Genomic DNA, 22,498 nt, shown 5'->3' with positions numbered 1-22,498 from the left:
TTATTCCTCTAGCAGGAAACTAGGGAAATTAATATGATTGTCGATAGAACTAGCGATAGAAGTAGCGATGGAACTAGAAACTACCGAGGCAATATTTTAATTGTTGACGATCTGCCTGATAACCTGCGTCTTCTCAGGGATACTTTGAGGGCAGAGGGTTATAAAGTTCGCAGTGCAATAACAGGGACACTGGCGCTCAGAGCCGCCCAATCGCCATCGACGGAGTTAATTTTACTCGACATTAAATTGCCTGATATGGATGGTTATGAAGTTTGCAGACAATTAAAATCTGATGAGCGCACTGCAGACATTCCAATAATTTTTTTAAGTGCGCTAAATGAAACTTTCAATAAGGTGCAAGGGCTGGCTGCGGGAGGGGTAGATTATATTGCTAAGCCATTTCAAGTCGAAGAAGTATTAGCGCGTGTCGAAACCCACCTAACTATCGGAAGGCTGCAACAAAAACTCCAAAAGCAGAATTTACGTCTCTTGATAGAAATTGAAGAACGGCAACGTCTCGAAGAGTCTCTCTTTGCCGAAAAGGAATTGGCTCAAGTGACACTGGAATCAATTGGCGATGCGGTCATTACTACTGATGCCGAAGGTAATGTGAGATATTTCAATCCTATAGCTGAGCGACTGACAGGCTGGAATGCTCATGAAGTTCAAGGAGTTCCCTTGTCTACAGTCTTCCTAATTGTTGATTCCGTAACGGGAGAGCCAGTAGAGAATCCTATAAACAAGGCTCTATTAGAGCAGCGAATTGTGAGCTTACCTCACAATACTATTCTGATTGCCCATGATGGAACCGAGTATCCCATTGCTGACTCGGCAGCACCGATTCGAGACCGTAAAGGTCAAATTATCGGGGCAGTTATGGTCTTTCATGACGTTACTGAATCGCGCTATCTCAGCCGTCAACTCTCTTGGGCAGCCAGTCACGATGCCCTGACGGGGTTAATCAACCGTCGAAGATTTGAGCAACATTTAGTTGATGCGATCGCTTCTGTTGAAGATAGCAATCAGCAGCACGCTCTCTGTTATTTAGATTTAGATCAGTTCAAAGTCATTAACGATACCGCAGGTCATATTGCTGGGGATGAGCTACTGCGACAAATCACTACACTTTTACAAAAGGGACTCCCCGGTAATGACACACTGGCTCGCTTGGGAGGTGATGAATTTGGTCTTTTGCTCACTCAATGTCCACTATCTCAAGCAACTCAGATTGCGGAAAACCTCAAAGACCTAGTGCATCAATTTCGGTTTATTTGGAATGGCAACACCTTTATCATCGGAGTCAGCATTGGAGTTGTGGCCATTGACCACACCACCCAAAATTTGATGGAGCTTCTGGGAGCGGCTGATGCAGCTTGTTATGCCGCCAAAGCCAGAGGGCGAAACTGTGTTCATATTTATCGTCTAGATGATGGCGAACTAATTAAACAACGTGGTGAGAGGCAGTTGATTTCCAAAATCACCCGAGCGCTGGAAACCAATAGTTTTTGTCTCTATTACCAAAAGATTGTCTCTATTACCTCTAAACCATTAGTAGAGCATTATGAGATTTTGCTCAGAATGCTGGACGAAGATGGAAAAATAGTATCTCCAAATGAGTTTATTCCCGCGGCAGAGCGTTACGGCTTGATAACTGAGATCGATTGTTGGGTAATCGAAACTTTTTTCTCTAATTATCACAAATTGCCTGCAAAAAATGTTCTTAGTCAAGGCTTGTATACGATAAATCTTTCTGGGGCTAGCATTAGTAACAATCAGTTTTTGAGGCTTTTAATCGAACAATTTTCTCGCTACCAAGTCCCCCCACAAGCCATTGGTTTTGAAATCACAGAAACCGCAGCGATCGCAAACTTCGAGCAAGCTAGATATTTCATAAGCGAACTCAAAAAAATTGGCTGTCGCTTTGCTTTAGATGATTTTGGCAGTGGGTTGAGTTCCTTTGCTTATCTGCTCAATTTACCAGTTGATTATTTAAAAATTGATGGTGCTTTTGTCAAGAATATTAATCATAATTTGATTTCTCAAGCCCTGGTTGAAGGTTTTAATCGTATTGCCCATGCGATGAATCTTGAAACTATAGCTGAGTTTGTCGAAGACGAGACTATCTTAGAAAAATTGCGGGAGATTGGAGTAGATTATGCTCAGGGTTATGGGATCGCCCGCCCCGTCCCTATTAATTTTAATCGCTAGCCATCGCACGCTTGCCAGCGAACCCATTGCCTCACGCCTGCCCATTGTCTGGATGCCTCCAAGAGTCGATCGCCCGCTGCTACAAGGCTAGCTCAATTTACTGTGTCACATTTAGATCGAATGTGCTGTAATTGTAAAGGATTGAGTGTTCTATTGGAAATAAACCGGAAAATTTGCCATGAAAGCAGTTGCGTTCGATCGCTACGGTTCAGCCGAGGAATTGCAATACCGAGAGTTGGAAAAGCCGATCGCCAAACCCAACGAATTGTTAGTGCGAGTTCGCGCTAGCAGCGTCAATCCCGTAGACTGGAAAATCCGGCAAGGACACTTGCAACTATTAACAGGATATAACTTTCCTCGAATAGTCGGTTCTGACATCTCTGGAGTTGTCGTGGAAGTCGGCCGCGAAGTCACCAAATTTCAACCCGGAGATGAAGTTTATACTTTCTTAAATCCCATCAGTGGGGGTGCTTGCGCCGAATATGCAGTCGTGGCAGAATCGGATGCGGCAATTAAACCGAAAAACATCACTCATGCAGAAGCAGCAGCAGTACCGATCGCAGGTTTAACTGCTTTGCAATCGCTCAGGGATTTGGGTCAAATCCAAGCAGGAAACAAAGTATTGATTAACGGCGCTTCCGGCGGAGTTGGCACTTTTGCCGTGCAATTTGCGAAAGCAATAAATGCGGAAGTAACGGGAGTTTGCAGTGCAAAAAATAGAGAATTGGTCAAGAGTTTGGGAGCAGATTTTGTCCTGGATTACGAAGAAATTGACTTTACTCAACAAACCGATAAATATGATATAATTTTAGATGCTGTCGGGACAAGAACATTTGGTGAATGCGAAAAAGTGCTGCAACCAGAGGGAGTTTATATATCGACTTTGCCAAGTTTCGAGAACCTCGCACCGATGTTAACGAGCTGGTTTATCTCGGGTAAAAAAGCTAAATTCATTCTAGCCAATGCCAACACCAGCGATTTAGAGGCTTTGCGGGAGTTAATAGAATCCGATAAAGTTGAGCCGATTGTCGATCGCACTTACAGCTTAGCAGAAGTAGCAGCAGCCCACGCTTACAGCCAAACCGGCCGCGCGATCGGCAAAATTGCGATCGTGATTGAATAATGAAGGCACGACACGGGTTTTGACACCGCTACAGGGATTAATTATCGATCGTTCCTTCTGCTGCTGAAGTCAGAATGAAGAATGAAGAAGGAAGTCGGAGCAAATATGAAATAACTATTCTCAATTTTCAATTTCCAATTAATTACCAATTTCCAATTACCCATTACCAATTACCCATTCCCTATGACTGCTCCCTCAAACTTGGAGACATCCGAACAAGGTTCCGACAACAACCTCGAAGCAATTAGCTCGGAAAACAGCATTGCACCAATCGTAGGCGGTGCGATGGGTTCCCGCAACTTAGAAAACGAATTTCTCGACGAACTTCCCGACGAAGTTGAGATGTCTTTGTTCGAGCATTTAGAAGAATTGCGTATGCGACTTTTCTACTCGCTAATTGCAGTAGCAATCGCTGTAATCGGTTGCTTTTTCACAGTTAAACCCATCGTGCAACTGCTAGAAGTACCCGCCGGACCCGTCAAGTTTCTGCAACTAGCTCCCGGCGAGTATTTCTTTGTTTCTATCGAAGTAGCCGGATACAGCGGTTTGCTGATCGCCACTCCGTTTATTTTTTACCAGATAGCGCTGTTTGTTCTCCCCGGTTTGACTCGCAAAGAACGCAGGTTGCTCGGGCCGGTGTTTTTCGGATCGAGTTTCCTATTTTTGGGCGGTTTAGTATTTGCTTACATCGCTCTGATTCCGGCGGCGCTCAACTTCTTTGTTAGCTATGGGGCGGATGTTGTAGAGCAGTTGTGGTCGATCGACAAATACTTTAAATTTGTACTGCTGTTAATGTTCTGCACTGGCTTAGCTTTTCAAATCCCGATCGTCCTAGTATTGCTCGGTGTTTTGGGCATATTTTCTTCCAACCAAATGCTCTCCGGCTGGCGGTATGTAGTCTTGGGAGCGGCAGTTTTGGGAGCGGTGTTAACGCCTTCTACTGACCCTTTAACGCAAAGTCTTTTAGGAGGTGCGATCCTCGGCTTGTATTTGGGCGGCGTTGGTTTGGTGAAGCTTTTAGGACGATGAGAATTAAGAATAGCAGACAATGTAAAAGTTACCCAACATCTGAATTTTAAAATTGTCTGCTATTTTTAGCCGGGATTGGGATTGTTTTCAACTTCTGTTAAAAACATTGCTTCAGCTATTTTGAGGGAGAATTCCCTATTTACTTAAGTAAGCTTATAAACATTGTGTAAAGCTAAGCTTCTCAGCTATTGGAGTAAGTTGATTGTTTTATATGATAATCTTTGCTGATTTAGTGTCTATTTGATAAGTATTTAATATAAAATATAAAATTCACATTAGCAAAGTTTAGTGGTAGGTGTCTGGGGTCAAGGTTTTGAGCCTTAATTCACACTATTTTTTAGGCGATCGGGCTGGCAATCATAAGTTATTTTAATAAGTTTGTTTTTAAGGTTTTCATGAAGATTTGACACGAGCCGATCCTTAGTATTCGATTGAGAGATAACATACCAACACAGTGAAATTACTGAACAAGAACGTAAAACTTCAGCAAGAGAGTCAACCTGGCTCACTGAAGTCTAGCTATATCTTTTGAGTTTCCTGGCTGCCTAAGATAGGAGACTTTTTGGTTTTTTGGGTGGATTTTTTAGTAAGTTCATTTGAAAAATCCACACTGTAGATTTTTACCTTTTTGACGGTTTCAGTTTATTAATATCCATAGGAAATTAAATATATGGCAACTGGCACTACTGGTCCTGACTACTTCTCCGGCCCTCCCGCTTCCACTGCTGGCAATGACACCATCTATGGTCTGGATGGGGATGACTGGCTGGATGGCTTGGACGGCGATGACTGGCTGGATGGCGGAGTTGGCAAGGACTTTCTCAATGGCGGGGTTGGCAATGACTTTCTCTCTGGCGGGGATGGCAATGACAATCTCTATGGCGGAGTTGGCGATGACAATCTCTATGGCGGGGATGGCGATGACAATCTCAAGGGCGGGGATGGCAATGACTTTCTCTCTGGCGGAGTTGGCACTGACTTTCTCTATGGCGAGGTTGGCAATGACTTTCTCTATGGCGATATTGGCAATGACTTTCTCTATGGCGGGGTTGGCAATGACATTCTCGTTGGCGGGAATGGCAATGACAATATCAATGCCGGGGTTGGCAATGACGATCTCTCTGGCGGGAATGGCAATGACAATATCAAGGGCGAGGTTGGCAATGACAATCTCTCTGGCGGGTTGGGCAATGACAATATCAATGGCGGGGATGGCAATGACTTTCTCAATGGCGGGGATGGCAATGACTCGCTCTATGGCGGAGATGGCATCGACACAGTATCTTACACGGGTGCGCCAAGGACGGGCGTATATCTCCAGTTGGGGGCAGTCGGCGACGGGTCGGGGTTAGGTCGGGCTTCCGACGGGTGGGGCGGCATAGACTCGCTCTCCGGCATCGAAGTAGCGATCGGTTCTAGTTATAACGATACTCTCCTTGGCGGATACGGCAGCGAAACGCTGATTGGCGGGGCCGGCGACGACTTATTGTTGGGCTTGAGCGGTGATGACTATCTGGTTGGTGATCAGGGGGCTGACAAGTTTAGGCTTTGGAGGGGTTTGGGAATAGATACTGTTGCTGACTTCAAACAAGGTGAAGATAAACTTTTGGTACGTTCTCGCCCTCCGTATCCCCCTCCGCTGGAACAAATTCCGTTTGCAGACATAATTTCTGCGCCTGCGATTAATGGTTTAGATACCGAGATTAGTCAGAATGGCCAAATCATAGGAATTCTGAAGGGAGTTCTGATCGAAATCACCCCCAGTGATTTGAGTTTTGGGTGATTGTATTGTCTGCGTCGAACTGCGTTAATCTGCGGTTAAGAATTCCAAGTTATTCTGCCTGCTGCTTCGGCAAAATATACCGCAGATAAACACAGCACAAAAATATATTGCATCGCAGCAAAAAAATATAGAGGCGCGATCGCCCGCGCCTCTATAATTACTAAAAGTTAAAATTCAACACCAAAGTTTTGTCAAAACTTTGACTACATTCGGAACTGTTCGACTTCAGGAGTGTAGCCGATCGGCAAAACGTAATCCAGATTCTCGTGGGGACGAGCAATTATGTGATACGATAGCAACTTTCCGCCATCGACCTTTTTAACTGATTCAATTCCAGCAGCAACGGCTGCTTGCACTTCAGAAACATCTCCTCGCACTATAATTGTCCAGTAGGCGCGGGTTATTTTCTCATAGCGAACTAAAGTAACACGGGCTGCTTTCACCATTGAGTCCGCAACTTCTACTGCAGCGGGAAATCCTAAGACTTCAACCATTCCCAGTGCAACACCCATTACAACATTCTCCTAAATTTCACAAGATATCTGACACTCATTGTATGTGAAATTGTTGACAGAAATTGGTTCCGATGATTTTGGTAAGCTAGAAGTCCGATCGCCCAAAATTAAAAAAGCCCCTAAAAAGCCCCAGAAACTGTTGCGGCATTTAAATCCCACAGCAGGGCGCGCGCAGCAAAGCCCGCCACACAAGACTTTGAATCAAAACACCCGTGCAAATTAGATGCGCCAAAGCTTAGTTTTTCACCAGCGGCAAGTCGTATGACAAGCTCGCCGATCGATTTTCGGGACTTTGGACTCAACTAATCCAGCCGCGGCGCGACACAAAACTTGAGGGAACTCCCCCAGATCCCCGCTGTGGAGTCAATCTAAAATCTAAAATCTAAAATCTAAAATCGACTGAGTGATTCAAAACTCGTCTAGCAACCACTCCGAGGCTCTTTCACCCAAATCTAGAGGAACGCTGACAGCTTTACCCAAGCGGGGGCGATCGCGAGTAGTTACGATATATTCTCTCACCTGTTCTGTACTCCCCCAGCCGTTGAGGTAATTGGCCACCGCATCCAAATGCTCGAAATAATCAGCCTCCGTCATCGGAAAAGATGCCTGTTCTAGATATTTCCACATAACTTGCACAAAAATCTTGCCCCGCGTCCGCCGCAATCTGATATCGTAAGACTTTCCCCATTTTTCTAGCAGTAGCTGGTGTAAATCCTGGCCCGTCATGGTTGCTCCTGAGTTAATCCATTAAACAATAAAAGACAAAGTTCAAAAAATGTAATAATACTCTAATAAAGGCTGGAAGGCGCATTCTTAAAAGGAATTTTCGCGACCTAAAATTTGTGCGAGCAGATTAACGGCAATTATCCTCCTTCCTCTGCACGTACAAGTTCGCTAACAGCTAACAAACAAACGTAACTTAAAACCGTAAAGGCAGGTCATGGCTCAATCTTCTGCTGGAAATCCCGATGTCCCCGATATGGGGCGTCGCCAATTTATGAATTTGCTGACGTTCGGTACAGTCACAGGTGTTGCACTGGGCGCACTCTATCCCGTTGTCCAATATTTTGTTCCTCCGTCGAGTGGGGCAGTTGGCGGCGGAGTGACAGCTAAAGATGCTTTGGGTAACGACATCATCGTTAGCGAATATTTGACTTCGCACCCTGCAGGCGATCGCACCTTAGCCCAAGGTCTCAAAGGCGACCCCACCTATGTTGTGGTGAAAGAAGACCAATCAATCGCCGACTACGGCATCAATGCAGTCTGCACTCACTTGGGTTGCGTCGTGCCTTGGAATGTTAGCGAAAACAAGTTTATCTGTCCTTGCCACGGTTCTCAATACAACAATGAGGGCAAAGTGGTGCGCGGCCCCGCGCCTTTGTCTCTGGCCCTGGCCCACGCCACTGTCGCAGATGACAAGATCGCTTTTACAACTTGGACAGAAACTGATTTCCGCACCGGCGAAGCACCTTGGTGGTCTTAAACTATTTTGGATTTTAGATAGGAGATTTTAGATAGGGGGTGAATGGTGAAAACCACAGATAAGTGCATCCCTAAACCAGTCTAATAATCCAAAATCCAAAATCCAAAATCCAAAATCCAAAATCCAAAATCCAAAATTGTCTGACCTTTGAGATTGAATACTCTAATGCCACAAACTAATTTATCTGCGATATTTCGCCGCAGTGCCAGGACGATCGCGAAAACAGCCTTAATTGCGATCGCCGCTGCAGGATTTTTCCTCACCAGCGATATCGCACTTCCCCAAGCAGCATTTGCTTACCCTTTCTGGGCTCAGCAAACTGCACCCGCTACTCCCCGCGAAGCAACAGGCCGGATTGTTTGCGCTAACTGTCACCTCGGTGCAAAACCGACTGAAGTTGAAGTACCGCAATCTGTTTTGCCAGATACGGTGTTTGAAGCTATTGTCAAAGTTCCCTACGATACTAACGTTCAACAAGTTGGCGGCGACGGCAGCAAAAGCGGCTTGAATGTAGGCGCTGTAGTGATGTTGCCCGAGGGTTTCAAAATTGCTCCCGCTGACAGAATTCCCGAAGAAATGAAGGAAAAAGTCGGCGATCTTTACTTCCAACCTTACAGCGAAACCCAAGAAAATATTGTTTTAGTGGGCCCAGTACCGGGAGAACAGTACAAAGAATTGGTATTCCCAGTTTTGTCGCCGAATCCGGAAACTGACAAGTCGGTTCACTACGGCAAATACCAAATTTATGTTGGTGGCAACCGCGGTCGCGGTCAGGTTTATCCTACTGGCGAAAAGAGCAATAATACTGTTTACAATGCTTCGGTAGCTGGCACCATTTCTAAGATTGCTCAACCTGAAGATGGCGGTTATCAAGTGACAATTAAACCTGCCGAAGGTGCAGCGGTTGTTGATACGATTCCTGCAGGCCCAGAACTGATTGTTTCCGAAGGACAAACAGTTGCAGCAGGCGAACTTTTGACGAACAATCCTAATGTGGGCGGCTTCGGTCAAAAAGACGTGGAGATTGTGCTGCAAAGTGCAGGTCGAGTTAAAGGATTGATGGCTTTCGTGGCTATAACCATGCTGGCTCAAATCATGCTGGTTCTCAAGAAGAAACAGGTCGAAAAAGTTCAAGCTGCTGAAATGAATTTCTAAACGCGGCTGTAATTAGTTGGGTAAGGTGTTCTATTCACACCCAACTATTAGGTAAGTAGGGCGGGTATTCCCCGCCTTATTCTTTGATAAATAACCAGTAAAATAATGTTAATTGATGAGAAGATAGTTGAAGTAGGCCCGCTGAAATGGTTTTATCGGGAAACAAATCCGGTTAACGAAACTGGTAAACCGCCCGTACTGCTGCTGCACGGTTTGCCGTCCCAGAGTTTTACCTGGACTGTAATTATGCCGGATTTGGCGGCACAGGGATTTAGATCGATCGCCCCTGATTGGGTGGGCTACGGGCGATCGACAAAACCAGACAAGCGCGACTTTGCCTACACTCCCGATGCTTTTGTTGACGCCCTCGCTGGCTTTATTCAAGCTATAGAATTAGACCGCTTTTCCCTCGTTGTCCAAGGATTTTTAGCTTCAGCCGGCATTCAATACGCTTTACGCAATCCCGATAAAATTGATCGTCTAGCCATCATAAATACACCAGTGTCACCTGATATAAGATTGCCTTGGAAAATGCAGCAGTTGGGGCTGCCTTTTATTGGCGACATGATGACGCAAGACCCGCTTTTGGTTGACAGAACTCTCGAAGGTGGCAGCGGCAAGACAATATCAGACAAGGATTTAGATGTTTACCGCAGCCCGTTTTTGAAGAGTTCGGATGCAGGTCGATCGCTGATGAATACAGTCCGCAATATTCAATTGCCGCAGTCAATGGCTGAAATTGAATCCGGCTTGAAAGGATGGACTCGACCAACTTTATTTTTCTGGGGTTTGACAGATCCTTGGCTGAGTGTTGAACCAGTTCAAAAGTTAGTCGGTTCCCTGCAAAATGCAGAGTTAGTCACACTGGAACAAGCGGGGCATTATCCTCAAGAACATTGGTCAGAAAAAGTTGGCAATTCTGTGATCACTTTTCTGCGTCGCCAGGAGGTAAAATAATATTTTGTACATAACTCTCGGTGCTAGGTCAGTGAACCAGCTCCTCGCCGAGCTGCATTCCCAGGCAGAGCCAGAGAACGAGAAATCTAAAATCTAAAATCTTAAATCAATATGACTCGTCCCCGTTCAATTTTTGCCTTGATGATGGCGTTTTTGATGGCATTTCTGGTTAGTTGCAGTAGTGTCGAAGCAAAAGTTCCAACGACATACACAGCAGCCCAGACCCAGCAAATTCAGCGCTATGTTCCTACCCTGACCGAGTTCCGATCGCGCATGGATAAACTGGGAACCTTAATTCAAAAACAAAATTGGGTTGATACCAGAACTTACATTCACGGGCCTCTAGGCGACTTGCGGAACACCATGAAAACCGTCTCTGCGAGTTTGTTGCCTAGTTCTCAACAACAAGCTGTTGATTTAACTAAGAGTTTGTTTAGCGAGTTGGTTAACATCGATCTTGCTGCTAAAGAGCTTGACTATGCAAAAGTCACGGCCAGCTATCAAAAAGCTGTCAATGATTTCGATACCTTTTTGCAGCTAATTCCTAAATCTTAATAGCTTTAGGGGTTTGTAGGCTTGGCAATGGATGGGTGTCAAATTAAGACTGAGACCCATAATAAATATCGCTTGTAGTCGAGTCTAGATCCCCCCTAACCCCCCTGAGTAAGGGGGGGACAAGAGTATTCAAACTCCACCTTAGTCAGGGGGGCAGAGCATTCAAAGTCCCCCTTATTAAGGGGGATTTAGGGGGATCGAGACTTCGAGACAAACGATAAAAACAGAGGATTTTACTGTTAATTTGACACGCTTTGCTCTCAGAACCATACGAAAAACTTCTATAAAATATAAAATATAAAATATAAAATATAAAATTGAATGATTCGCGTTGCAATTATTGGTTGCGGTATTATTGGGGCTTCGATCGCCTTTGAACTAAGTCAATTTCCCGAACTGAAAGTTACTGTGTTCGACAAACAGCCGCCGGCCCAAGGTTCTACTGGCGCGGCACTCGGTGTTTTGATGGGAGTTATCAGCCACAAAACTAAGGGCAGAAATTGGCAGTTGAGGGAAACCAGCCTTCAGCGCTACGAAACTTTGATTCCCGAATTGGAAGCAGTTACGGGGCGAAAAATTCCTTTTAACAAACAAGGAATTTTAATGCTTTGTTCGGAGGGAGAGGATTTAATTAAGTGGGAAAATTTGATAGCAACTCGCCGTTCTCAAGGTTGGCAATTGGAACTTTGGGATGTGGAACGAGTGCGAGATCGCTGCCCTCATCTCTCTTTAAACGATCGCATTATTGCTGCGATTTATTCGCCTCAAGACCGGCAAGTCGATCCGACGGCCCTAACTTTGGCTTTGGTTGATGCTGCTGAACGAAATGGGGCGATTTTTGAGTTTGGGGTGCCCGTTGAAGCAGCGGAGATTGCTGCTAGTTTGGAGTTCGATCGACTAATTGTGGCGGCTGGTTTGGGTTCGGCTGCTGTGACTGCATCGTTAAATCAGTTGGTTGACATTCGCCCGGTGTTGGGACAAGCGCTGCATTTGCGATCGGCCAAGCCTTTAGGAAACCCAGATTTTAGGCCGGTAATTACGTGCGATGACGTTCACATTGTGCCTCTGGGAAATCAGGAATTTTGGGTGGGGGCGACAGTGGAGTTTTCCGAAAATGGCGGGGAAATTCAGGCGAATGCTGATATGTTGGCGCAAGTGATGGCGAGGGCGAGTTTGCTTTGTCCGGCCTTAGCAGAAGCTGAAATCATCAGGAAATGGTCGGGATTGCGCCCGCGGCCGGAAGCGCGGCCGGCCCCAATTATCGAGACGCTTTCCGGTAACGATCGCGTTTTCATCGCCAGCGGCCACTATCGCAACGGTGTTCTGCTGGCCCCTGCAACAGCGCGATCGATTCGAGAAATGATTTTGCAATAATTAACAAATGTTAATACAATCAAGATAGCCATTCATATCTTACATCTAAATATGTCCGACAAACCTTTAGGTAAACCGCGCTCTTTGTGGCGAGTAATATTGCTATCAGCAGTCAGCTTGCTGCTATATTACGGATGGTACAAATGGATTATTCAAGAAGAATTGCGTCGCTATAACGGCAGCGGTTGGTCGGGAACTCTTTGCTTGCTTCCCTTTGTTTTAGGAGTAGCCATCCCTCAAGCTTTGCGGATATTCGACCCTGACGTTCCCGGATGGTTTGGTTGGTTTTCCTTGCTCGGTATTGCTTGGATTTACATCGTGCAGTTCAAACTATACAAGACAGTTAACGAATTGTACCGCCAAGAAGGAATCAAAGAACCGCTAACAGTTTGGTGGATTTTTGTACCCGGTTTAAATTTAGTTGTCGGCTTGCGGCAAATTCACTTTTTGAGCCAGTTTTGGGCGAGAAAACAGGGAATTGAAGTTAAGGATAACTTAGCCGAAAGCATTCCTTTCCTCTCAGCTAACGCTTAAGGGGAAAGTTTTTATACTGATATCATAAGTTTGTAGGGTGCGTCAGTAATCATAGCTCGATTTTCAAATAATTTAGCTGACGGACGCGCCCTAAAACTTTATACTAAGACCAAAAAGTGGTTGGACACAATACTTATGGCCGTAAGGCGCGCCGAAGGGCACCCTACATAATTAGGTTTTGCATCCTGGACAGAATCACCAGAACCTAGTAGGTAAATCCCCCAAAATGAGTTTGAGTTCCGGTTCGTTGACCCGCTTAATTGCTTTAGGAATACTTACCCACTGGCGCTTTCTCTTGCTAGCTTCCGGCCAAATTTCTAGAACTGCTTGCACTTGCATTAAAAATACCCCTACCTGACAAATATAGCCGGACTTTTGATACTCGTAAGTTCCCAGCAAATCCGGGAACACTTTACCCAACAAACCTGCTTCTTCCCAAGCTTCCTTGGCGGCGGAATCTTGGGGAGTCATGTCAGGTTCAATTAATCCTTTGGGAATCACCCAGCGCTTGCTAGCCGAAGAAGTAATTAGCATTACTTCAATTTGTCCGTCTTGAATGCGATAGGGAATTACCCCCGATTGCTCAATCAATACAGCGGTTTTTATACTCATGATTTCTGCAATATTTATGGGTTAAAAAGCCAATGCAACTTCATCAACAGTTGACCACTCAAAAATAAAAATTGCATCCACATTCTAGATAATTCCCCAGTTGAGACAACAAAGTGGAGAATAAAGATATTGGGTTTTTCCCCTCTGTGGAAAATAGGAAATTCCCATGCACTCCCACTGAACAATAATATTATTATAATAACTGCGCGAAATCCTCTACCGACAAGCAGATAAAAGCCGATCGCCAATATCTGCCTTTATCTGCGCCGGTATGGGGTTTTACACCGAATCTTTCTTCGCCTTAGCCTCCAAATTTTCCATCCGACTCCTCAAATCTTGATTCTCCTTTTTCACCTGGTCTAATTCCTCCCGCAACTGCTTTACCGCTGCATCAGAACCAGCATTTTTCTGCACTCTTTGCACAGCTTCATCAGCCATGCGGCGGACGCGGCCATCGGGAGTTTGGTCAGCTAAAGAACGCAAAATGCGAATTGCTTTGCGAGTTTGCATTTGTCCTAATCCCGCTACTACAGAGACTTGAGTCAAGAAAAACGTCTCTTTAGATAATTCTGCCAATCGCTGCAAAATCCGTTCTACATTCACCTTAGTTTGACCAGCCGAAATTGTGCCCAAAGATCGAATTGCAGCCAAGCGCAAAGCTTGCGGAGTACCGGCGGCGGTGTATTTCAAAATTAGATTCAGCGCATCTTCAGAAGTTTTCATGTGCGCCAAACCTGCGATCGCACCCGATCGCACTACCTCATTCCAGCCCTGACGCTCTTTCAGCACCAATTTTAACTCTTTCAGTACCTGTTCGTCGGTCGGTTTTTCGTCGGGGTTAGCCCCTGCAAGGGAGCCCATAGCACTCGCTGCTGCTGCTTCTACGTAATAGCTGTCGTCGCCTTTTTCCACGATCGACCTCAGCGCTTTATAAGTTTCGTGAGTTTGGATTTTACCCAGCGCATTCACCACAGCGCGACGAACACGAGCATCTTTATCTTTTAAACCACTTACTAAACCTTCAAAAACTTGGTCGAGTTTAATTTCAGCTAACTGACCGGCTACTTCCGCCCGTACTGCCCAAAACGGCTCTTTCTTGAGAACTTCTGACAGCGTTTTCACCGCTTCCAGCCCTCCCTTTTTCGCCAAAGCGTGGGCAGCGTAAATCCGGGAAACTGGGTCTGGATCGAACTGCAACTGAGCTTTGAGTTCGGCAATTCCATACTCTAAAACGACTGTTTTTAAGTAACTATTGCCGACATCGAAACTGATAAACGCCGGCTTCTCTTCTAGGGGGAAATAGAAGCTTTGCTCGCGTTCGTATATTCTGACTGTGAAAGTTTTTAGGTTAGCAGTCGCACGTACATAACTGTTATCTTCTGCATCTTTTTCCGGCTTGTAACCGAAGCCTATGGGAATTTTTAGGTCAAAGACCTCTTTGCTGTTGCCGTTGCCATTTTTGCTATCTTTTACCTGAGTTTGGGTGACAGTAACTTTTGCTAATTTGCTGTCGCCATCCCAGGAATAAGCAACTTTATAATCTGGATGACCGCCGCGATAAACGTACTGGTCAAACAAAAACATGAGATTGCGACCGGTAGCTTTTTCTATCGCCCTGAGCAAATCGATCGTTTCTACAGTTTTGTGAGCGTTATCCCGCACAAAAGTGTGAATTGCTTTGTAAAATAATTCGTCGCCCAACTCGGCGCGAATCATGTGATAGACGCAAGCGCCTTTTTCGTACAAATGGCGATCGTACAATTCAATGGCTTCGCGGTAAACGTGAGTAACGATCGGGCGCCGGTAGCGGGAACTGTCTTCAGCTAAATAATTGCGGGCTTCATTTAACATATAGTAAGCCGCGTCTTCTTTGCCGTATTCTTTGTCAGTCCACAGCACCTCGGAATAAGAAGCCATGCCTTCTTTTATCCAAGCATGAGACCAATGTTTAATTACTACTAAATCACCGAACCACTGGTGAGCTAATTCGTGGGCGACTAAGCTTTCAGTACCTCGATTGTCGAGGGTGGCACGTTCGTCTAACAAGCACCTATCTGTTAGCAAAGTTGTCGAAGTATTTTCCATACCGCCGAAGATGAAATCATCGACGCAGACTTGAGCGTATTTGGGAAAAGGGTAAGGATAGCCAAATGCTTGAGAGAAGAATTCAATCATTTGAGGCGTTTTGCCCATGCTGCGCTTAGCGTCTGCTTCGCGGCTTCTTTCCACGTAATAATTAACTGGTTTGCCGTTCCATTCGTCTTTAATTTCGGCAAAATCACCGACTGCTAAGGTCATTAAATACGTCGGGTGTACCTGGCTTTGGAACCAGTGATAAATTTTTTCGTCGCCTTCGTTTTTTGTACTAATTAATTCCCCGTTGGAAATAGCAAATAGTTGTCTCGGAACTTGGACTCGAATTTCTGAAGTAGCGAGTTGTCCAGGATAGTCGAAACAGGGAAACCAGAAGCGGGAATCTTCATCTTCGCCTTGAGTCCAAACTTGTGTTGGTTTGTCTGGATAGTGTTTGTCCGGGCCGACGAAATAGAGGCCGCGCTGGGGTTTTTCGACCGAGTATTCGATCGCAATTGTAATTGGTTGGTAAACTTCGGTGGGTTCGTGTAGTTGAATTTGCAGCACTTCGCCATCGCTGTCGAAATTTTGCTCAATTTCGCCGACTTTTACTGATTTAATATTCAGGTTGACGGCATCTAAGGTTAATTTGTCAATACCGCTGCGGACTGGATTGAGGCGGATACTGCAAGTGCCGCGAAAGCTTTGTTTGGGAATATTCAGCACTAAGTCGAGGAAAATATGCTCTACTTGACCGGGGCGATCGGGATTGTAATGCGGCCGAGCACCGGGCATCTCGAAGGATTTGTGACCGTTTTCAGAATCAAAGTAAGTGTGTGACATTGTGGTGGCAAAGTTGTGAGTCGATCGGCGATCGCTGACAGCGCAGATCCGGCTGAACTGCCAGCTTATTATAGAGTAGCGCGTCCTAGTTGCTGTTGTCGCTAACTTGTTAAAAACTGGGTTGAGCGTTGACGGGATGGAAAATATGATTTTTTCGCTACAATATCAGCAAGGTTAATGTCCGCAATCATCAGCCTGCAATTGAAATTGAGAGGGAAATCTGTATGACAGCTACACTATCAGTTCCCAGTTCGATCGAATCTTGGCTTGGCGACGAAGCCGAAGACTTGCTCACCCATCAAGCGAAAGTTTCTAAAGATTTGTTGCACCTGCCGGGGCCGGATTGGGTCGATCGCATTTTTGCTCAAACCGATCGATCTCCCCAAGTTTTGCGATCGCTTCAGCAACTTTATTCTAGCGGACGCTTGGCAAATACCGGCTATTTATCCATCCTGCCGGTAGACCAAGGAATCGAACACTCGGCGGCCGCTTCTTTTGCACCGAATCCCATCTATTTTGACAGCGAAAACATCATCAAACTAGCAATCTCTGCTGGCTGCAATGCTGTCGCGACAACGCTGGGAGTTTTGGGAAGCGTATCTCGCAAATACGCGCATAAAATCCCTTTTATTGTCAAGCTCAATCACAACGAGTTGCTAACTTATCCCAATCAATTCGACCAAATAATGTTTGCGACCGTCGAGCAAGCTTGGAATTTGGGAGCGGTTGCAGTGGGAGCAACAATTTATTTTGGTTCCCCGGAATCGACGCGACAAATCCAAGAAGTCAGTCAGGCTTTTGCTCACGCTCACGAATACGGAATGGCGACTATTCTGTGGTGCTATCTCCGCAACGATATCTTTAAACAAGACAAAGATTATCACGTTGCAGCCGATTTAACCGGGCAAGCAAATCACTTGGGAGTAACAATTCAAGCTGACATTATCAAGCAGAAATTGCCCGAATGCAACAACGGCTATGGAGCAGTTGCTAAAGCTAGCGACCACAGTTACGGCAAAACCGACAAGCGGGTTTATTCGGATTTGACAACGGATCACCCGATCGATCTAACTCGCTATCAAGTGCTCAACTGTTATGCGGGAAGGATGGGTTTAATTAACTCCGGCGGTGCTTCGGGGAAAAGCGATTTTGCAGAAGCAATTCGCACGGCGGTAATCAACAAGCGCGCTGGCGGCTGCGGCTTAATTTCCGGCCGCAAAACTTTTCAGCGTCCTTTTGAAGAAGGCGTAAAATTGTTCCACGCCATCCAAGACGTTTATTTGTCGCCAGAAATCTCGATCGCCTAAAAATTTACCGCACAGAGATTTGCCTCAATATTACAACCTAAATGTAGGTGGACACGACCCACAAATCGTCGTAAACGTAGGGTGCACACTGTGCACCTTATGTGATTTAAATTCCTTAATCTAAGTTGCAACTTAGCTGTAGTATTAATACTAGCTGAACATCTATACAGACACCGTATAAAAATTTAAAAATGCCCTACAGCCTTGTTTTAAACCTGCGGCCAGTTGCACCAATTCCATCCCAGTTTTTAACGGGACGGCATCTCCACGCTTTGTTTTTGAACCTTGTGAGTGCTGTAGACACCGATTTGAGCGCGTACCTGCACGACCAATCTCAGGAAAAAGCTTTCACTTTAAGCCCTTTCCAAGTAAGGAGAAAAGAGCCTTACAAAAGCAGTACGCCGCAGCCGCAAAAGAGAGTTTTGCCTCCTGCTGCGCGCACAATTTCGCAGGCTGTACAATGGGAACACAAGCAAGCTATTCAGGAAAATACGCCGATTTGGTGGCGAATTTCTCTGCTGGATGACGGTTTGTTCGATCGCCTAACTCAACTTTGGCAGCAACTTAATTTCGAGAGCCCTTGGCATCTCGGGCCGACCAATATATACATTACTAATATTTTGAGCGAACCGCAATCAAACCAGCCTTGGGTAAACTTTTGTACTTACGCCGAATTGTTCGAGAGAGCTTCGGAAACTGAGCGCCAAATTGCTTTTACTTTTTGCACTCCTACTAATTTTCGGCAAGGTGTATACGATAGTGCTATGCCCACTCGTGAGAGTATTTTTGGCAGTTTAGCGAATCGCTGGAACAAATACAGCAGGATTGCGATCCAACCTACTTTCACAGAAGCTATTTTCCCCAGTTTCTTCGATATCCGAACAGAAGTTAGTACGGATTCTCGCAGTAAATTTATTGGCTGCGTCGGCGATATTAGTTACCGAATTATGGGAGATATAGCTCCTGCTACTATCAAGCAAATTAATACTTTAGCAGATTTTGCGCTTTACAGCGGAGTCGGGCGAAAGACGCCGATGGGAATGGGAATGACGCGCCGGTTGCAGGATTTTTAATCATTCACTTTTAGGCTGAATTTCACTGACGATTTCATAAACATCAGTGTCGGGAAGTTTCGCAAACAAAGGCGTCATCTGCTTTAATATTTCCTGATAAGCTTCGCTTTGATTGGCGGCCATCTCTTCTACGCTTTCCCAAAAAATGATGGCAATACCTTTGTCTGTATTGGGCAATTGCAGCAAATACGCTCCCTTAAAACCTGTAGCATAAGTTGCAACGGCTTTTTCAAAAAGTTCTTCTGCTTCTTTAAATTTTCCCGGTTTAAATTCGCCAATGGCCACGTAGGCAAACTGATGTCTGAGAAAGTCTAGAAATTCTGACATATCTTTTTCCTCACTCAATAGCGATACACCAAGTTATATTTTACCCGATCGCCCGAAATTTGTGAACTTCACAGGTTGGAGTTTCGCCCTCAGCTCATCGGCGGATTTATTAATTACACGTAACTGCGATCGCCACTCAAATACAAACTTTTTGAGTCAGGCGGCTGGAATCTTTATTAAATAAACTATTGAATCGCTGATTTTAGACTTTCACAATCCTCGGTACCCTGGAGCGACTTCTACCGCTAGTACCCAAGGTAAAGCTGCGGATAACTCAAGTCTTGTGTGTAACTGCGAGCCTACACAAAGCCGTAAAAAGTTGCCAGTCAAAAGCGGTTTTTTGCAATAACCCTATTGAATTGTTTAAAACTCACCTGTAACAATAATAACAGAGGAATACAAACAAAGTAAAGATCCAGCTAAAACCCATGAAAAAAATATTAGTAATTGAAGACGATGATTTAATTCGAGAAACGGTATTAGAACTTCTGCAATCGCGCGGTTTTGAAGCTGTGGGTGCTGAAAACGGAAAAGTCGGTATCCAGTTAGCAGCCGAAATTCCCGATTTAATTTTGTCTGATGTCATGATGCCAGAACTCGACGGTATTGAAGTATTCGCAGCCGTGCGATCGCACCCTGCAACCGCCAGCATTCCGTTTATTTTTATGACTGGTTCAGAAATGGAAAAAGCGCTGGAACTTAAAGCAGACGGCTATCTCAAGAAACCTTGCAGCCTCGCAGAAATGCTCCGGGCGATCGCCACTCAACTAGAAAAACCGACAGTTGCCAACCCAAAATATCAAAAAGTACAGGACAATTCTGCGCCATCAAATCTTAGCTTGCGCGCCAGGAATCAAAAATCTCGGTTTGAGATTGGCTCGGTTTGCTGGCAATGACGCTCACAGTAACGTTATTGATACAGAAGTTGATGGGATTTCAAATTGGTTCCAGCCAGGGGTGGCTTAGACTGGGTATGTTGAATTTGGTTAAATATTTATGAACGCACAACCCAAAGGCCGCCTAGTTTGGAATCACTCTACCCACCTTCCCGGTTTGATACCAATTTTAGAGCGCCTCACCCTAAAAATCGGCATTCAAACTGTCACTCCCGGCGTCATCAACAAAGTTAAAGGACACATCCCCCGCATGACATTAAGAGTGTCAGTACCCATCCGCGGGGGATTTAAAATCATCGCCAGACAGGGCAAAACCGTACAAGAAGTCTTTATATTAACCACTCTCAGTCAAGGGGACTTGGAAGAGATGATCGCCCAAACCCTAGCCAAGTGACAATATTTTCTTAGCAAGCAAAGCCCGAGCCCTAACTGAAGTAGTTTCATCGCTTTGGGTGATTTCCTCAAGTCTGGCAGAAACTTCCGCTAACCAATCCGGTTTAACAGTCGCAGCACCCGCCAAAGCTTGCAAACCCCCCGCTGCTGCGTAGCGAACCACCCATTCTGGATCTCGGGACGCTTGCAGTAGCGTTTTCACAGCGCGAAGTTGAGCATCTGCAATTTGTTCTGCCGGCAGTAGTTCCCAACAAATCGTCCCCAAACCCCTCGCCGCGGCCCGCCGCACGCTCAAAGCAAAGTCATTCGCCGCTGCATCCAGCAAAATCTCCAAACCCCTGGGGTCGCCAATTCCGGCCAAAGCCCGAACAGCCCAAGCTCTCGCCCCGTAATTGTAGCCGTCAAGCTGTTCTAGAAGCGGCAGCACCGCAGGTTCTCCGAGCTGAATTAGCCCGTCAACGGCGGCAACAGCGGCGCCTGGGTTGTTGTAACCGAGCACTGTAATTAAGGTAGGAATTGCTTGTTTTGAGGAAGCTGCAGCCAGTGCTTTGACTGCGTTTAACAAGCCTTCGGAAGAATCTGCTTGTTCGACAGCCTGAATTAGTTCTAATGCCATTTATTTGTAAGCTTTACCGTGACTATTGTAATTCTAGGTTGGGTCGAGCGCGCGATCGAACTTTTTGCAGCGTGGGTGAGGCGCGGCGATTCACTTGAAAAGCTTACCCTGCTCGAAGTAGGACAGTCTTGGTTAAAGAGTCGAATCCGCAAAAAACCCGACTCGATACCCGCGCTAGGAATTCTTGCGCTGTGCATCCTCACCGCTTTCGCGCTTCCTATAAGACTTAGCCCAAGCATACCGCTGCGGATTTTTTTTCAGCAGATATTCCACAACTTCCCGACGCTTATTCTCATCCTTAGTATTTTTGACAACCTGCTTGAGTTCGGAATCTATATCTTCTGATTCAGCACCGCGTTTAATTGCCTCCTTAAACCAACGCTCACCCTCGGAAAATTGACCCCGCTCAAAACAAATAGCTCCCATCAAAGTGTAAGGATGATGACTCTGAGGCTGGTACTCAATAGCTTTTAGCGCGCACTTTTGTGCATCATCTAATTTATCAATATCTCGAAAAGCACCGCCCCTAGTTGTTAGCAAAGCTGACTTGAGCTTATTTTCTTTGATTTGGTCGAAGTCCAGATTTTCTGTCACCTGCAATGCACTTCTCGGTTCATCTGCCTTGCGCCAATGACTGCTGGCGTTGGGCAAGTTCCATTTATTTCCACTCCGCTCATATTCCTCCTCATAGAAACGCGCTTCAAGCCTGTGGTAGGCCATAGCAATCCTTCCATGACTAGCTAAAAGTTTCTGTTGTATTAACTGAACAACTAACACAGGATCTAGACGCTCTTCTTTCTCCAATTTTACCATGATTGCGTAAAACGGATCGAAGGGGAAATTATGATCTATAATCCGATACTTGACCTTGAGAGCAGCAAATTCCTTTTCTTGGGCAAAAGTAATTACGTCTTCACGTCCATTCTGTTTCAGCCAATCAATATCAGCCTCACTTAAATGCTCTCCCGATTGGATTTTGGATTTCAGACTAGCAACATACTTTTCAATAGCAAAAGTAATTACATCATCACGTCCATTCTGTTTCACCCAATCAAAATCAGCCTCACTCAACGGCTCTCCCGATTGAATTTTGGACTTGAGACTAGCAGCATATTTGTCAAGCGCCAGAGTAATTGTCTCAGTTAGTTTACGCTTTTTCAGAAAGTTAATATCCTGCTCACCTAGCTGACTTTCTAAATCAATTTTTTTGAGAACTTTATACAGATGGCTAGAGAGGGATGAATCCTCATAAGTAGTAGCTTTATACTTAACTTTCAGTTCAGTAAAGTGCCGTTGCTGTTCAATTTCCAAAACAATGCTAAGCGTTTCGCTAAGTTGATGCTCTTCCAGCCAGTTAAGTTCTGACTCACTCAAGTGCTGATCTACCTCAAGATTTTTCAGGATGGGATACAAGGGACTTGATACAGATGTTTCTGCGTATTCACTAGCTTTGTACTTATCCTTGAGTTGGGCAAACTCAGCTTCTATTACAGCTTTTTTTTCTTGAAAAATTCCCAGGGTTTCAAATAGTTCTTGTTTATTCAGCCATTTAACCTCTGAATCATTTACAGCACTTTGCGTGACTAAGAGGTACAGTAACAGCAGTGAGCCAAATAATTTTCGATTTGCTTACTTGAACATA

Annotated in this window: 21 protein-coding genes; 14 read left to right on the top strand and 7 right to left on the bottom strand. The window is 45.3% G+C overall.

Annotation, left to right across the window (positions count from 1 at the left end; genetic code table 11):
* Positions 1-33: 33 nt before the first annotated feature.
* The 4 genes from QUB14_RS21445 (at position 34) to QUB14_RS21430 (ending at position 6,143) form a co-directional block, all read left to right on the top strand.
* Positions 34-2,208: an EAL domain-containing protein gene (locus QUB14_RS21445; RefSeq protein WP_333218967.1), complete on the top strand. Its 2,175-nt coding sequence runs from the start codon at positions 34-36 to the stop codon at positions 2,206-2,208.
* Between the two features lie 178 nt (positions 2,209-2,386).
* Complete coding sequence (locus tag QUB14_RS21440; protein ID WP_333218965.1) at positions 2,387-3,331, top strand: NAD(P)-dependent alcohol dehydrogenase; 945 nt, start codon at positions 2,387-2,389, stop codon at positions 3,329-3,331.
* A 183-nt stretch (positions 3,332-3,514) separates the two neighbouring features.
* The gene (tatC, locus tag QUB14_RS21435) at positions 3,515-4,360 is read left to right on the top strand and encodes a twin-arginine translocase subunit TatC (protein WP_333218963.1); all 846 of its coding nucleotides are present in this window, start codon (positions 3,515-3,517) and stop codon (positions 4,358-4,360) included.
* 670 nt (positions 4,361-5,030) lie between these two features.
* Entirely contained in the window at positions 5,031-6,143 is a 1,113-nt protein-coding gene (locus QUB14_RS21430; protein WP_333218961.1) for a calcium-binding protein, read from the top strand.
* Positions 6,144-6,346: 203 nt separating this feature from the next.
* Here the strand turns inward: QUB14_RS21430 and QUB14_RS21425 are convergent, their stop codons facing one another.
* The gene (locus QUB14_RS21425; RefSeq protein WP_006631236.1) at positions 6,347-6,655 is read right to left on the bottom strand and encodes a carbon dioxide-concentrating mechanism protein CcmK; all 309 of its coding nucleotides are present in this window, start codon (positions 6,653-6,655) and stop codon (positions 6,347-6,349) included.
* Positions 6,656-7,066: 411 nt separating this feature from the next.
* Entirely contained in the window at positions 7,067-7,384 is a 318-nt protein-coding gene (locus tag QUB14_RS21420; protein WP_333036983.1) for a DUF3067 family protein, read from the bottom strand.
* A gap of 214 nt (positions 7,385-7,598) precedes the next feature.
* Between QUB14_RS21420 and petC the strand changes: the two genes are divergently transcribed.
* The 6 genes from petC (at position 7,599) to QUB14_RS21390 (ending at position 12,716) form a co-directional block, all read left to right on the top strand.
* Positions 7,599-8,141, top strand: coding sequence for a cytochrome b6-f complex iron-sulfur subunit (petC, locus tag QUB14_RS21415; RefSeq protein ID WP_333066278.1), 543 nt, complete (start codon positions 7,599-7,601; stop codon positions 8,139-8,141).
* 165 nt (positions 8,142-8,306) lie between these two features.
* Positions 8,307-9,296, top strand: a complete 990-nt coding sequence (gene petA, locus QUB14_RS21410; protein WP_333218959.1) for a cytochrome f — start codon at positions 8,307-8,309, stop codon at positions 9,294-9,296.
* A gap of 105 nt (positions 9,297-9,401) precedes the next feature.
* Positions 9,402-10,253, top strand: a complete 852-nt coding sequence (locus QUB14_RS21405; RefSeq protein ID WP_333218957.1) for an alpha/beta fold hydrolase — start codon at positions 9,402-9,404, stop codon at positions 10,251-10,253.
* A 111-nt stretch (positions 10,254-10,364) separates the two neighbouring features.
* On the top strand, positions 10,365-10,808 hold the full coding sequence (gene psbQ, locus QUB14_RS21400; RefSeq protein ID WP_333218955.1) for a photosystem II protein PsbQ: 444 nt from the start codon (positions 10,365-10,367) through the stop codon (positions 10,806-10,808).
* Positions 10,809-11,129: 321 nt separating this feature from the next.
* Positions 11,130-12,182 carry an FAD-dependent oxidoreductase gene (locus tag QUB14_RS21395; RefSeq protein WP_333218953.1) on the top strand — a complete coding sequence of 351 codons (1,053 nt, stop codon included), beginning with the start codon at positions 11,130-11,132 and terminating at the stop codon, positions 12,180-12,182.
* A 51-nt stretch (positions 12,183-12,233) separates the two neighbouring features.
* Complete coding sequence (locus QUB14_RS21390) at positions 12,234-12,716, top strand: hypothetical protein (protein ID WP_333218951.1); 483 nt, start codon at positions 12,234-12,236, stop codon at positions 12,714-12,716.
* Positions 12,717-12,911: 195 nt separating this feature from the next.
* Here the strand turns inward: QUB14_RS21390 and QUB14_RS21385 are convergent, their stop codons facing one another.
* Positions 12,912-13,328, bottom strand: coding sequence for an NUDIX hydrolase (locus tag QUB14_RS21385; RefSeq protein WP_333218949.1), 417 nt, complete (start codon positions 13,326-13,328; stop codon positions 12,912-12,914).
* 279 nt (positions 13,329-13,607) lie between these two features.
* The gene (locus QUB14_RS21380; RefSeq protein ID WP_333218947.1) at positions 13,608-16,244 is read right to left on the bottom strand and encodes a M1 family metallopeptidase; all 2,637 of its coding nucleotides are present in this window, start codon (positions 16,242-16,244) and stop codon (positions 13,608-13,610) included.
* 224 nt (positions 16,245-16,468) lie between these two features.
* On the opposite strand from QUB14_RS21380, the gene QUB14_RS21375 reads away from it, so the two are divergent.
* Together QUB14_RS21375 and cas6 are read left to right on the top strand one after the other, a co-directional pair.
* Positions 16,469-17,551 (top strand): class I fructose-bisphosphate aldolase, encoded by a 1,083-nt coding sequence (locus QUB14_RS21375; RefSeq protein ID WP_190661658.1) that lies wholly within the window; start codon positions 16,469-16,471, stop codon positions 17,549-17,551.
* 191 nt (positions 17,552-17,742) lie between these two features.
* Positions 17,743-18,624, top strand: coding sequence for a CRISPR-associated endoribonuclease Cas6 (cas6, locus tag QUB14_RS21370; protein ID WP_333218944.1), 882 nt, complete (start codon positions 17,743-17,745; stop codon positions 18,622-18,624).
* Here the strand turns inward: cas6 and QUB14_RS21365 are convergent, their stop codons facing one another.
* Positions 18,625-18,951, bottom strand: a complete 327-nt coding sequence (locus QUB14_RS21365) for an antibiotic biosynthesis monooxygenase (protein WP_190661662.1) — start codon at positions 18,949-18,951, stop codon at positions 18,625-18,627.
* Positions 18,952-19,379: 428 nt separating this feature from the next.
* Here QUB14_RS21365 and QUB14_RS21360 point away from each other — a divergent pair, with 428 nt between their 5' ends.
* Together QUB14_RS21360 and QUB14_RS21355 are read left to right on the top strand one after the other, a co-directional pair.
* Entirely contained in the window at positions 19,380-19,847 is a 468-nt protein-coding gene (locus QUB14_RS21360) for a response regulator (RefSeq protein ID WP_333218942.1), read from the top strand.
* A 100-nt stretch (positions 19,848-19,947) separates the two neighbouring features.
* Positions 19,948-20,241: a DUF2103 domain-containing protein gene (locus QUB14_RS21355; RefSeq protein WP_006631250.1), complete on the top strand. Its 294-nt coding sequence runs from the start codon at positions 19,948-19,950 to the stop codon at positions 20,239-20,241.
* Here QUB14_RS21355 and QUB14_RS21350 read toward each other — a convergent pair.
* Both QUB14_RS21350 and QUB14_RS21345 read right to left on the bottom strand, forming a co-directional pair.
* On the bottom strand, positions 20,230-20,856 hold the full coding sequence (locus QUB14_RS21350; protein WP_333218939.1) for a HEAT repeat domain-containing protein: 627 nt from the start codon (positions 20,854-20,856) through the stop codon (positions 20,230-20,232). The two genes, QUB14_RS21355 and QUB14_RS21350, sit on opposite strands and share 12 nt — an antisense overlap.
* 174 nt (positions 20,857-21,030) lie before the next feature.
* Positions 21,031-22,230, bottom strand: a complete 1,200-nt coding sequence (locus QUB14_RS21345; RefSeq protein ID WP_333218937.1) for a hypothetical protein — start codon at positions 22,228-22,230, stop codon at positions 21,031-21,033.
* Positions 22,231-22,498: the final 268 nt, after the last annotated feature.

Source organism: Microcoleus sp. B3-D2, from assembly GCF_036705345.1.
Lineage (GTDB): Bacteria > Cyanobacteriota > Cyanobacteriia > Cyanobacteriales > Microcoleaceae > Microcoleus.
The sequence above is the reverse complement of the archived record's forward strand: the minus strand, read 5'-3'. Positions and strand labels throughout refer to the sequence as shown.